Source organism: Vallitalea pronyensis, from assembly GCF_018141445.1.
Taxonomy (GTDB): Bacteria; Bacillota; Clostridia; order Lachnospirales; family Vallitaleaceae; genus Vallitalea; species Vallitalea pronyensis.
Map to the genome: position 1 here is coordinate 3,443,193 of NZ_CP058649.1, position 12,396 is coordinate 3,455,588.

General features: G+C 36.2%; 14 protein-coding genes. 2 read left to right on the top strand and 12 right to left on the bottom strand.

Annotated elements, in window-relative coordinates; all coding sequences use genetic code 11:
* Positions 1-38: 38 nt before the first annotated feature.
* The 10 genes from yhbY to asnB form a co-directional block, all read right to left on the bottom strand.
* On the bottom strand, positions 39-329 hold the full coding sequence (gene yhbY / locus HZI73_RS14560) for a ribosome assembly RNA-binding protein YhbY (RefSeq protein WP_212698816.1): 291 nt from the start codon (positions 327-329) through the stop codon (positions 39-41).
* Between the two features lie 56 nt (positions 330-385).
* Positions 386-1,663, bottom strand: a complete 1,278-nt coding sequence (gene obgE, locus HZI73_RS14565; RefSeq protein ID WP_212698817.1) for a GTPase ObgE — start codon at positions 1,661-1,663, stop codon at positions 386-388.
* A gap of 371 nt (positions 1,664-2,034) precedes the next feature.
* Positions 2,035-2,319 carry a 50S ribosomal protein L27 gene (rpmA, locus tag HZI73_RS14570; protein ID WP_212694114.1) on the bottom strand — a complete coding sequence of 95 codons (285 nt, stop codon included), beginning with the start codon at positions 2,317-2,319 and terminating at the stop codon, positions 2,035-2,037.
* Between the two features lie 3 nt (positions 2,320-2,322).
* Entirely contained in the window at positions 2,323-2,649 is a 327-nt protein-coding gene (locus HZI73_RS14575) for a ribosomal-processing cysteine protease Prp (RefSeq protein WP_212694115.1), read from the bottom strand.
* A 12-nt stretch (positions 2,650-2,661) separates the two neighbouring features.
* Positions 2,662-2,973 (bottom strand): 50S ribosomal protein L21, encoded by a 312-nt coding sequence (gene rplU / locus HZI73_RS14580; protein ID WP_212694116.1) that lies wholly within the window; start codon positions 2,971-2,973, stop codon positions 2,662-2,664.
* Positions 2,974-3,103: 130 nt separating this feature from the next.
* Positions 3,104-4,291 (bottom strand): Rne/Rng family ribonuclease, encoded by a 1,188-nt coding sequence (locus tag HZI73_RS14585; protein WP_212694117.1) that lies wholly within the window; start codon positions 4,289-4,291, stop codon positions 3,104-3,106.
* Between the two features lie 26 nt (positions 4,292-4,317).
* The gene (locus tag HZI73_RS14590; RefSeq protein ID WP_212694118.1) at positions 4,318-4,989 is read right to left on the bottom strand and encodes a TIGR03936 family radical SAM-associated protein; all 672 of its coding nucleotides are present in this window, start codon (positions 4,987-4,989) and stop codon (positions 4,318-4,320) included.
* The gene (locus HZI73_RS14595) at positions 4,979-6,832 is read right to left on the bottom strand and encodes a TIGR03960 family B12-binding radical SAM protein (RefSeq protein ID WP_212694119.1); all 1,854 of its coding nucleotides are present in this window, start codon (positions 6,830-6,832) and stop codon (positions 4,979-4,981) included. The genes HZI73_RS14590 and HZI73_RS14595 overlap by 11 nt, the downstream gene beginning before the upstream one ends.
* Before the next feature lie 289 nt (positions 6,833-7,121).
* The gene (locus HZI73_RS14600; RefSeq protein WP_212694120.1) at positions 7,122-7,424 is read right to left on the bottom strand and encodes a hypothetical protein; all 303 of its coding nucleotides are present in this window, start codon (positions 7,422-7,424) and stop codon (positions 7,122-7,124) included.
* Between the two features lie 29 nt (positions 7,425-7,453).
* On the bottom strand, positions 7,454-9,295 hold the full coding sequence (gene asnB / locus HZI73_RS14605; RefSeq protein WP_212694121.1) for an asparagine synthase (glutamine-hydrolyzing): 1,842 nt from the start codon (positions 9,293-9,295) through the stop codon (positions 7,454-7,456).
* Between the two features lie 283 nt (positions 9,296-9,578).
* On the opposite strand from asnB, the gene tyrS reads away from it, so the two are divergent.
* Positions 9,579-10,811, top strand: a complete 1,233-nt coding sequence (gene tyrS / locus HZI73_RS14610; RefSeq protein WP_330619525.1) for a tyrosine--tRNA ligase — start codon at positions 9,579-9,581, stop codon at positions 10,809-10,811.
* A gap of 267 nt (positions 10,812-11,078) precedes the next feature.
* Entirely contained in the window at positions 11,079-11,570 is a 492-nt protein-coding gene (locus HZI73_RS14615) for a GNAT family N-acetyltransferase (protein ID WP_212694122.1), read from the top strand.
* 71 nt (positions 11,571-11,641) lie between these two features.
* Here the strand turns inward: HZI73_RS14615 and HZI73_RS14620 are convergent, their stop codons facing one another.
* Together HZI73_RS14620 and HZI73_RS14625 are read right to left on the bottom strand one after the other, a co-directional pair.
* Positions 11,642-11,806: a rubredoxin gene (locus tag HZI73_RS14620; protein WP_212694123.1), complete on the bottom strand. Its 165-nt coding sequence runs from the start codon at positions 11,804-11,806 to the stop codon at positions 11,642-11,644.
* 23 nt (positions 11,807-11,829) lie between these two features.
* Positions 11,830-12,240 carry a DUF2721 domain-containing protein gene (locus HZI73_RS14625; protein WP_212694124.1) on the bottom strand — a complete coding sequence of 137 codons (411 nt, stop codon included), beginning with the start codon at positions 12,238-12,240 and terminating at the stop codon, positions 11,830-11,832.
* Between the last annotated feature and the right edge of the window lie 156 nt (positions 12,241-12,396).

Sequence of the window (12,396 nt, forward strand, 5' to 3'; positions counted from 1 at the left end):
AGAGTTGATAGCTTTAATAGTAAATAAAATTGAAAGCCCTATTTAGGTAAATTAATATGTTGATTATCTTTTGATTGACGGTACAGTACAATTTTTCTTCCAATTTGCTGAACAATATTTGACCGTGTTCTTTCAGATAAAACATGGCAGATATCTTTTGGTTCATAAAGACAATTTTTAAGTACATTAATCTTTATAAGTTCACGTGCTTCCAAAGCATCAGATATAGCTTCTGTAATCTCAGGTGTAACACCTAATTTACCTACTTGAAAAATAGGACCCAGATTATTGGCTAATCCTCTTAGGTAAGCACGTTGCTTACTTGTTATTTTCATGTGGTTCTCCTTTCAAATAAGGAATAGCTAATGATATGACTTTCCTTACCTTATCTATAATAATCAAATTCTAAATAATACATTTTTACAGTATCACCCTCTTCAATGCCTAAACGCTCTAACTCGTCAATGATACCTGTATCGCGTAAGAAACGTTGGAAGAAAGCAAAACCTTTTTCAGTTTCTAGGTTGGTATAGCCAAGCATTTTCTCAACTTTAGAACCTTCAACCAGGTAAGTATTGTCTTCTAGTACTTGAACAGTAAAAGATTCTTCAGGTAACTCTTGTTGATCAATAAAGTATTCCTGTTCATAGACCTTGGTTTCTTGGTCAAGTTCTTTTAACAAACCATGCACATGATACAGTAATGCTTGAACCCCTTCACCTGTTACAGCTGAAATTGGGAATACCTGAATGCCCTTTGGTTCAAATTCTTTTTTAAGAGCTTGTAAATGCACATCATCTTGCATAACATCTATTTTATTTGCTGCAATAACAGCAGGTCTTTTAACCAGCTCCCCATTAAATGTCTCTAACTCATGATTGATTTTATTAATATCATCAACAGGGTCACGTCCTTCTGTGGACGCTACATCCACGATGTGAATATTGACTTTTGTTCTCTCGATATGCTTGAGAAACTCATGGCCAAGGCCAATACCTTCAGATGCCCCCTCAATTAGTCCGGGAATATCTGCAATGACAAAACCTTCACCTTTATTTATATCGACAACTCCTAAGTTTGGATTTAGGGTCGTGAAGTGATAATTGGCAATCTTAGGTCTGGCGTTGGTTACACGTGATAATAACGTGGATTTACCCACATTAGGAAAACCAACAAGTCCCACATCAGCAATGGTCTTTAATTCTAACAGTATCCAGAACTCTTTACCAGGTTTACCAGGTTGAGCATATTTGGGAATCTGCATGGTTGGCGTTGCGTAATGTTGGTTGCCTTTGCCACCACGGCCTCCTCGTAGTATTTTTTCTTCCATGCCAGGGTAAGCCATATCCATGATGACCTGACCTGTTTCAGCTTCTCTTATAATGGTTCCAAGAGGCACGCGAATGATTAAGTCTTGACCATCTTTACCATGCATGTGTTTACCTTTGCCTGGTTCGCCATTACGTGCTTTAAAGTGTTTTTTATGACGAAAATCATAGAGGGTGTTAAGACCATCATCTACTTTGAAAATGATATCGCCACCACGTCCACCATCGCCACCATCAGGTCCCCCATTGGGTACATATTTTTCACGACGGAAACTGACACAACCATTACCGCCATTACCTGATTTTATATTTATTTTTGCTTGATCTACAAATATCATTTTAATCATTCCTTCCATCTGTCTGATGCCCAACGTAACATGTAGATGCAATGTCTATGTTTAATCATACTTGTGAAATAACATATATTATTCCTTGTATTTTCAAAGACATATTTTGACAGATTAATCGAATCTATGTGTATTATAGTATAAAATAAACGGTTTTTAAAGGAATATTTTTCATACTAGCCTAAAAATACTAGACCAAATAAGGTTGTATAGCACCTTTATATAGTATTGATTAATCCAGTGAACTCTATTCTTAATACGTTTATCTCCTATTATACATTTATAGACTCTGTGTATAACAAGTTATCTATACAAATAAAAAAGTTTCAAATGGTCAACATTTGAAACTTTTACATGTATTATTGAGCTTTTGGATAGACAGATACTTGTTTCTTATCTCGCCCTTTTCTTTCGAATCGAACAACGCCGTCAACTAAAGCGAATAACGTATCATCGCCGCCTCTACCTACATTCGTACCGGGATGAATCTTTGTTCCACGTTGTCTATATAAAATGTTACCAGCTTTTACAAATTGTCCATCTGCTCGCTTAGCACCTAATCTCTTTGACTCGGAGTCTCTACCGTTCTTAGTAGAACCTACTCCTTTTTTATGAGCAAAGAATTGAAGGTTCATTCTTAACATAACCTACACCTCCTCGATTACAAGCTTTATATAATCACTTCCGTATTCGTCTCGCATGGATTCCAAACCTAATAACATGGATTTCAATAATAACTGTGAATCATTACCTCCATCATCTGTTAGTTTGAAAGATATATAGCCAATTTGTTCATCGGTTGAACAATCGTATAAATCATCTGTAAAATTCTCAATTGAATTAATGGTATTAATGACAAGTACTGACACAGCAGCACATACCACATCATTCCCATATTCCGAATAGCCTGCGTGACCACTTAATTCAAAACCTTGAATACATTTTTCTTTGGAATAAACGTTAACATTAATCATCTAGCCATTCACCTAAGCATTAATCTTGTCGATTTTAACTTTTGTGAAAGGTTGACGATGACCTTGCTTTTTATGATAACCTTTTTTTGCTTTGTATTTGTAGACAATGATTTTTTTAGCTTTGCCTTCTTCTGCTACAGTAGCAGTGACAGTAGCTTTGTCTACAACTGGGTTACCAACGGTTAATCCATTGTCGTTGGATACTAATAAAACTTTGTCAAAAGTAACAGTCTCACCAGCAGCTAAACCTAACTTTTCAACTTTTAGTGTGTCACCTTCAGCAACTTTATATTGCTTACCACCTGTTTCAATAATTGCGTACATTTTGGCACCTCCTTATATAAGACTCGCCGAATATGGTGTCCATCTAAGAACTTAAAGACCTCTTCGTGCGGTATACCACTAAAAAACTTTACCATAATTTATATACCCTGTCAAGCATTTTATCTTAACATCATCCGTTTATTTGCATGGCTAGAGGTACATTAGTTTTTTTTCGTGTTATCTCAACGAGCCCCAGTTTCGTCATACCAACAACGTATACTTTATTAGGGTCTTTTTTCGTATAGAGAGAAAGTTTCTCAAGCAAAGCATCGTTGTTCTCTTGCTTTTTCATGTCAATAAAATCGACAACAATAATGCCTGCTAAATTTCTTAACCTGATTTGACGAGCTATTTCAACAGCGGCCTCCAGATTGGTTTTAAAAATTGTTTCCTCTAAATTTTTCTTACCTGTAAACTTTGCTGTGTTAACATCAATAACCACCAAAGCCTCTGTTTGTTGTATCACCAAGCATGCACCTGATTTTAACCATACTCTTTCCTGAAGGGCTTTATGAATCTTAGCTTTTAAACCATAGAGGTTAAATAAGGTAATTTGTTGATCGTCGTATAGACTTATTTTCTCCACTAAAGACGGGTCAGTCTTTTGCATGTAGGCCTTAACATCAGAATAGATCTCAGGATCATCGATCACATATTCACCTACTGACGTCTCATACATATCACGTACAAGCTTAATAGCAGGATGAACACCTTGATAGATTTGTGTATAACATACACGATAAGTGGCGGTATTCATAATGTCTTTATAGGTTGTGATAAGTTCGTCTAACTCATGCCGTATTAATGTGTCGGAAATATCTTTAGCATTGGTTCTAATGATAAAACCATAGTCATCGGTCACATAGGGTGATACAAGTTCTTTTAATCTATTTTTCTCTTCAACTTTTTTGATTTTATTGGATAAACCAATATAGTTTTTACTACGGGTTAATACCACGTAGCGCCCTGTTAGTGCTATATAAGGGGAGACAACACAACCTTTTGTCCCAAGGGCTTCTTTGGTGATCTGAACAACCACCTCATCTCCTACGGTTACATATCCTTCTCGATGCCTTTTTGTAAAGAAGATATCTTCTGTATTCTCTAAAGTCATATAAGCATTTTTATCTTCTCCAATATGAATAAAAGCTGCCTGCATACCTTTAAGGACATTGACTACTTTTCCTATAACAATGGTGCCAATCCGTTCATAATCATCTTGGTCAGTGACACGTACTTCCACTAATCTTTGTTTGTGATCCATCAACGCACCATATAACTTTCCACCATCTTTTGCAATAATTAATTGATTATTCATATTGCCAACTCCTTAATCTTGCTGCTTTATACATGATTCAAAGGCATGAAACCTTGATCATTCTTGTAATAAATCTCTTCTCGGTGTACGGTATAATCATATTTATCATAGGGTATGTCATTGACTTCACAGAGTGATTGCAACACAACTTCCGGCTTAATATTCATATGACTTCCTGTAGCTAGTAACAAGATGAGTGTATGGGGTTCTGGTAATGCCATATGAAAGATGCCTGGTTTTATATTAATTTCTCTCATCACATTCTTTTTATTTTTTTTATGAATCATAATTTCTTCCATTGTCATAAGTTTGTTAATCATCTTTTCTGTAATGACTGTATGTTTTAGGGTCACTTTATATTTGGCAGCATCAATAAGTGCCATGGCACTCTTTGCTTTATCTGGAAGTTCTGTCATGCTAATAATAACCAATCCCGTTGGTGTATGGCGATTGAGGATGTCGCAATAGGTGAGACAATCAATATTTTCTGTTGTCTTCACATCCATATATTCACCGTCACTTGTTACCCCTACTGATAATGGAGCACCAATGGACATGATTTGGTGTGGATTAAACCCTTCTGAATAAGCAATGGGAAATCCAGATTTTTTAAATACTCTTTGGAAATTTCGTATCAAATCTAAGTGCCCAATGAATTTCATGGTCCCTTTTTTCGCAAATTTTATTCTAATCAACATAGCATATTCCTCCGCCAAATCCTTTTGCACCACAGTTCATACACCCATCCATACAATTCGGTGTTACCTTACCTTCATTGGCACGTTGAAGCTCTTGATATAAGAATGCTTTTGTTACACCTACATCAATAAAGTCCCAAGGTAAGATTTCTTCATAATTTCGTTCTCTTACCGTATAAAAAAGTGGGTCAATACCTGTACGATTAAATGCATCGTCCCAATGGCTAAATCTAAAAAATTCAGACCAAGCGTCAAAAGTTGCGCCATTTTTCCAAGCAGCATATATGACTTGTCCAATACGTCTGTCACCTCTTGCTATAACACCTTCAAGCATACTGGTTTTTGCATCGTGACAATTATATTTAATGTTCTTCTTATTCACTTTCTTATTAAGATGGTCCTGTTTCTCCATAAATGTTTCATAAGGATTTTGTGGACTCCATTGAAAGGGAGTAAACGCTTTTGGTACAAAGAAAGATGTACTTAACACAATCTGCGGACGCCGTTTTCTCACTTCTTTGGGTAACTTATAGTATTCTTCAACAATGTCTTGTCCCAGTTTAGCAATGGCATCTATATCATCAAAAGTCTCTGTCGGTAAACCTAACATAAAATACAATTTAACTCTTGTCCATCCACCTTGAAAAGCTTCCCCAGCACCATTTAAGATATCTTCTTCTGTTAACCCTTTATTAATAACGTCTCTGAGCCGTTGTGACCCTGCTTCTGGCGCAAAGGTTATACTGCTCTTTCTGACACCTTGCACTTTGTTCATGATATCTAATGAAAACTGGTCAATCCTAAGAGAAGGTAGGGATAAATTCACATGTTTATCGTTACCAAATTCATCGATCAGGTATTCCGTTAATTCCTGTAACCCTGAATAATCACTTGAACTTAAGGAAATAAGTGAGATTTCATGGTGACCTGTGTTTTGAATCAGTTCTTTTGCTTGTTTCTTTAGCACATCCACATCTTTTTCACGAACTGGACGGTAGATCATACCCGCTTGACAGAAGCGACACCCTCTTGAGCAACCCCTAAATAATTCAAGGACTACACGGTCATGAACTGTTTGTATAAGCGGCACCAAAGGTTTGCTGGGATAAGGTGCATCGGTCATGTTCATAACAACTTGCTTTTTAATAGAAGGTTTTGCATGGGGATGGTTAGGTGTAAACGCTTCAATCTCGCCATTGTCCTTATAGGTTACATCGTAGAACTTAGGTACATAGATACCATCGATATCTAAAAGCTTAACAAGAAAATCGTCTTTCGTACCTTCTTGTGCTTTATGGGCTTTGTATAATTCCAATATCACAGGTAATGTTGCTTCACCTTCACCAATGTAAAAAAAGTCAATAAAATCAGCTAGAGGTTCAGGATTATACGTACAGGGTCCACCAGCACATACAATGGGGTCCTCTTCTTTTCTATCCTTGCTGTACACAGCCATACCTGCTAAATCAAGTGTATTGAGAATATTTGTATAGCTCATCTCATACTGGACGGTAAATCCAAGAAAGTCAAAATCCTTAACGGGATCTTGTGATTCTAAGGCAAATAACGGTAAGCCTTTTTCTCGCATAATGGCTTCTAAGTCAGACCAAGGTGAGAATACCCGTTCACAATACGTATCTTCTCTTCTATTTAAAAAATCATATAATATAGCTAACCCTACATGGGACATACCGATTTCATACACATCTGGAAAACATAATGCAAACCGAATAGCCATTGCTGATGTGTCTTTATGGATGACATTAATTTCATTTCCTAGGTATCTTGCAGGCTTTTCGACACTTAGTAAAATATCATCTGTTAGCTGTAGTTTCTTATCCATTTTAATTAGCTCCTTTAAACGATGGGATAGTTGTCTATCATTCTGTATTCTTAATCCAGTGACGCTGTTCTTGTACTATCATATAATATTATTGCCCAGATAACAACCAAAACTTTAAATTTGACACTACATGCATTCTAATACCAGGTTATACGCAAGATTTAAAGGAATTATTTTGTATAATGAAAGGTTCTACGACCCTATTAAGCTCACCTATTTAAGAGTAGATGTTCTTAATGCATTGTCATAGAACCTTTGTCAATCACCGATATGTATGTGTGAAAGTCATTTACTGCCCTTCACCATCGTTTACACCAAATAAATTGCCCAGAGCACTTCCGCCATTCATTTTAAACACTTTGTTGGATAGTTCATTAAAATCTTCATTATAATAAAGCACTTCATAGATGGTATCCACACTAAAACCACCTACTTTTACATCGTACTTCTTGATATACAAGGTGGATAGTAAAATGACAAATGCAATGAATATTTTTAAAGTAAACATATTGGTAGTAGGCTCTGGCTGTCTTCGATTTCTTGCCCGTGTATAGTTTTTTCGCCGTACATTTTTCCTACTTTTCTTATTCACTTATAATCCTCTCCTTTCTCCATTGGTGTTTAAAAGTCAATTTTCACCTTATAGGTCTCTAGCCAAATGTTTAACTGAATGAGATAGGCTATAAATTGAGGTTCCTTCATTAATTGTCCAAACCAAGGGGTTATAAACAGTTTATTATCATGTTTTAATAAGGCATAGACTTGCTTTGTATTAATCAGGTCATGTAAAGGGCTGCTTTTACAATCCAATATGTTTTTTAACATAGACCGCACAGCCTTCATATAAGCAGGATGATAGGTCTTTGGATAGGGTGACTTCTTACGGTAAACAACATCCTTTGGCAGATGATGTTCCAGACACTTTCTTAATAAGCCTTTTTCGATTTGACCATAATTTTTAAGGTGCCAAGGGATGTTCCAAGCATATTCAACGATTCGATGATCCGCATAAGGGACTCTTACCTCAAGGCTTTTGTACATACTCATCCTATCTTTTCGTGTTAATAAAGTTAGCATAAACCATTTTAGATTAATATATGTAAGTTTTTTCATTCTTTGTTCAAATACTGACCCATGACCGATATCATCAATTTCCCCTATAGTCTCTTGATACTTTTCATGAGCAAACGCTGTAAGATTTAATTTTCCAACGGCTGGTGATAGAAAAGATTTTCTTTCATGGATGTGTTTGTTCCATGGGAAGCCATCATAGTAGACCTCTTCTTCCTTTTGATACCATGGATAGCCTCCAAAAATCTCATCAGCACATTCACCAGATAATGCCACGGTATGTTTTTGTTTGACCTTGTCACAAAACAACATAAGCGATGAATCAATATCAGCCATACCTGGTAAATCATAAGCAAGAACAGCATCTCTAAGTGCCTGTGCTAATTGGTCGTTGGTTAAAATCACCCTTTCATGAACAGAGCCTATGTATTGACTAACACCTTTCACCCACTTATTATCGTTACTGGGTTGAAAATCACTTGCCCGAAAGTACTTATCATTATCTTCATAGTCAATGGAATATGTGGTTAGTTCCCTATCTTGTCTGCTTAAATATTGTGCTGCAATGGATGAAATACCACTAGAGTCTAGTCCACCAGATAAAAAAGTACATATGGGCACATCGGATACCAATTGCTTAGTAATAGCATCCTCCACCAGATGGGACATGTGATGAATCGTTGTTGCCTCATCTTCTGTATGTTCTATGGTCTTGGGTTTCCAGTATATATGCCGTTGTGTCTTATCTGATGTATGGAGCATGTACTCACCTGGTTTTAATTCATAAATACCTTTAAAAACACCGCTACCAGGTATTCGGCTGGGGCCTAAACTGAAAAGTTCCAATAGACCCCTTTCATCAAGCACTGGTTCCAAATCTGGAAATGTTAATAAGGCTTTCATTTCAGAAGCAAAAATAAATGACCCTTTTACTTCTGCATAAAATAATGGTTTTACACCTAAACGATCCCTAGCTAAAAACAAGCTTTTTGTTTTATCTTCCCATACACCAAATGCAAATATACCATTTAGATATGTGGTGCAATCCTCTCCCCATTCCATATAAGCTACCAAGACAACTTCTGTGTCACAATGAGATGTAAAGGTATAACCTTTTTCCTTAAGCAAATCTCTCACATGATCCGTGTTATAGATTTCACCATTATAGACAATGGTATATGTATACGGACCAACTTTTTTGGTCATAGGTTGTTTGCCACCTTCTGGATCAATAACAACCAATCTGCGATGCCCTAATAGTGCATGATCAGTAACATAGTAGCCATATTCATCGGGTCCACGATGTACTAAGGTCTCTGTCATTTTATAAATAACATCTCTACAAGGTTTAAGATTCTGATTGTAGTGAACCCATCCAGTAATCCCGCACATTGTAATCATCTCCTTCTATTTAACAGTCAAGTGCCTAATATAAAAGGGCACAAGCTTTCTTATCCTATGTATATGCCAAATCTTACGTTTTATGAGTTGGGGACCTCACAACCCCCTTTCGATCACTCCTTAAAAAAGCTTGAATCGGTAGTTAAGATATGGTAGGATATTTAGTAATGAAGTTTTTAACTTTAAACAAATAACGTATGTATTGTGCATAATTTTTTGTGGTAAGAATGTCATCATTATTCTAAATAAATTCATGTATTGTAGGAGGAACATTATGAGCGTATATGACGTGTTAATGGAAAGAGGGTTCATCGAACAGACAACCCATGAATCAGAAATAAAAGAATTACTTGAAAATGAAAAAGCCACATTTTATATAGGTTTTGACCCTACAGCTGATAGTTTAACAGTAGGTCACTTCTTGCCTGTTATGGCAATGGCTCATATGCAAAGAGCTGGTCATCGCCCTATTGTGCTTATTGGCGGTGGTACAACCATGGTTGGTGACCCAACGGGTAAAACAGATATGCGTAAGATGATGACCGTTGACCAAATTGGTGAAAATGCTAATATTTTCAAAGGTCAATTGTCTAAGTTCATTGATTTTACTGATGACAAAGCGATTATGGTTAATAATGCCGACTGGTTATTAGACCTTAACTATGTAGAATTCCTTCGAGAGGTGGGTGTACATTTTTCCGTTAACCGTATGTTAACAGCTGATTGTTATAAGTCAAGAATGGAAAAAGGCCTTACCTTTTTAGAGTTTAATTACATGCTTATGCAATCCTATGACTTCTTAGCCCTTAATCGTGAATACAACTGTACCATTCAAATGGGTGGTAATGATCAGTGGTCGAATATCTTGGGCGGTGTTGAACTTATTCGTCGTACGGAACAAAAGCCTGCATTTGGTATGACCTTCAAGCTTCTTACTACAAGTGAAGGTAAAAAAATGGGTAAAACTGAAAAAGGTGCTGTTTGGCTTGATCCTAAGAAAACCACACCTTATGAGTTCTATCAATATTGGAGAAATGTAGAAGATGCCAAAGTAGAAGAATGTCTGGGACTTCTTACATTCTTACCAATGGATGAAGTAAGACGTCTAGGTGCTCTTCAGGATGCTGAAATAAACAAAGCTAAGGAAGTTCTTGCTTTTGAAATTACAAAGATTGTACATGGCGAAGCACTTGCTAAAGAAGCTATGGAAGCGGCAAAAGCTCTCTTTACTGGTGGTGCAAAAGGTGGCTCTATTCCAACAACCCTTGTGACAAAAGATGAGTTTGCTGGCGAAGGTATGGACATTATATCTGCTCTTCAAAAAGCGAAACTTGTGCCTACCCGTTCAGAAGGTCGTCGTATGGTTCAACAAGGAGGCGTTCGCATTAACGATGTTAAAGTTGAAGGCATTGACCGGATGGTAACTGACGCCGATTTCACAGAAGACGGGACAATCTTATTAAAAAAAGGTAAAAAAGGTTATCACCAATTTCAGTTGGAACAATAATCGTACATGAGAAGGGCTATCTAATCAAGCAGATCGGTTCATGAGTGAAGTAAACGCATTGAGTAAAGGCTAATCGTTTACGGTTCACCTATGCAAACATAATCTGTTGATTGGGTAGCTTTTTATGTATTTAACACTCTTCTATTTACCCTATTGTGTATCAACGGATAATTATGTATAATGACCAGACATATCTTGGTTACTTAAGTGAGTGCAGTTGCTTTAGACTAGCATTTAATCATCATTAGCAAGAAAGGAGTCATGAAATTGTATAAAAAAATATATCTAGAAAAATTTACGAGTGAAGACTTTGATCAATATTATCAATTAGTAAGTAACGAACAAGTAATGGCAAAGATTACGGAGCGCTCAATACCTTTAGATGAAGCAAAAGAAAAATTCAAATTACTTTTACTGAATAACGCATTACACCCTCTATTCGGTCATCTAAAAATAACTGAAATGGATACAAATGAATTCATTGGTTTAGCTAAACTAAAAGTGAAAGAAATGGGTTCTATAGAAGCAGAACTTGGTTATATGTTATTACCTGAGTATTGGGGAAAGGGTATTTGTACCCAAGTTGCCAGCATGTTAGTTGAAAAAGCAAAATCCATAAAACAACTTGATAAACTTGTGGCCATTATAGACCCTGCTAATATCCCTTCCCGAAAGATTCTCATTAAGAATGGTTTTAAGTCAGATAAACTATGTGAAATAGATGGTTTGCCAGGTGAAATACTAAGCATGAAGGTATAAATTGATTTTCAATCTATACCTTCATGCTTAGCATCTACTCTCCTCTATGATTTTGAAGATCTATACGTTAACTAAACGTCTCGTTTAATAAATGCCATGGTTGGCTGGTTACACGTTGGGCATTTCCAGAACTCTGGTAAATCTTCAAATTTTGTGTTTGGTGCTATATCTTGTGTCCAATCACCTTTTTGTGGCCGATAGATATAGCCACATACAGTGCATTTATAACTGGTCATTTTATCACCTTCCTAAGATGTTGTCATTTAACTTTTCCACACACTTCTTCATCTTCACATAATTGAATGGTTAAAGCACCCACTGACATGTATATCTCCATGAAACATATGGCAAGCGATATGGCCAGTAATACGAGGGATGCACCAAAAAAGTAGGAGGCTACTGTTGGCAAAGAAATAAAAATCAACAGCATGCTGATGATATTCGTAAAAAAACCACTGATAGCAAAAGCTTGCATATTTCTAATATACATAAGACGTTTGCGCAAATTTTTTATTTGATTTTTTAATTTTTGACTTGGATAGTCCGTATGTTCTTTATGCAGTGCCCTAGCTCGATCTGCCAATCCTAAAAATCGGCTTGTATAGGCAATCATCAATAACGAAAGCGCTGGAAATAAGAGTGCTGGAATACTTAATGTTAATTCTTTCAAAAAACCACCTCCTAGTGGTATTATGCCTTATGGTTTAAAGGTTGTCAAGTGATAATCATTATTATCAAATAATATAATGTTAGCTTAGCTTCCTTATGCATGACAAATTACATGAGTTACATCTGCGTTTTAATGAATGGTTATTTGATTAAAATT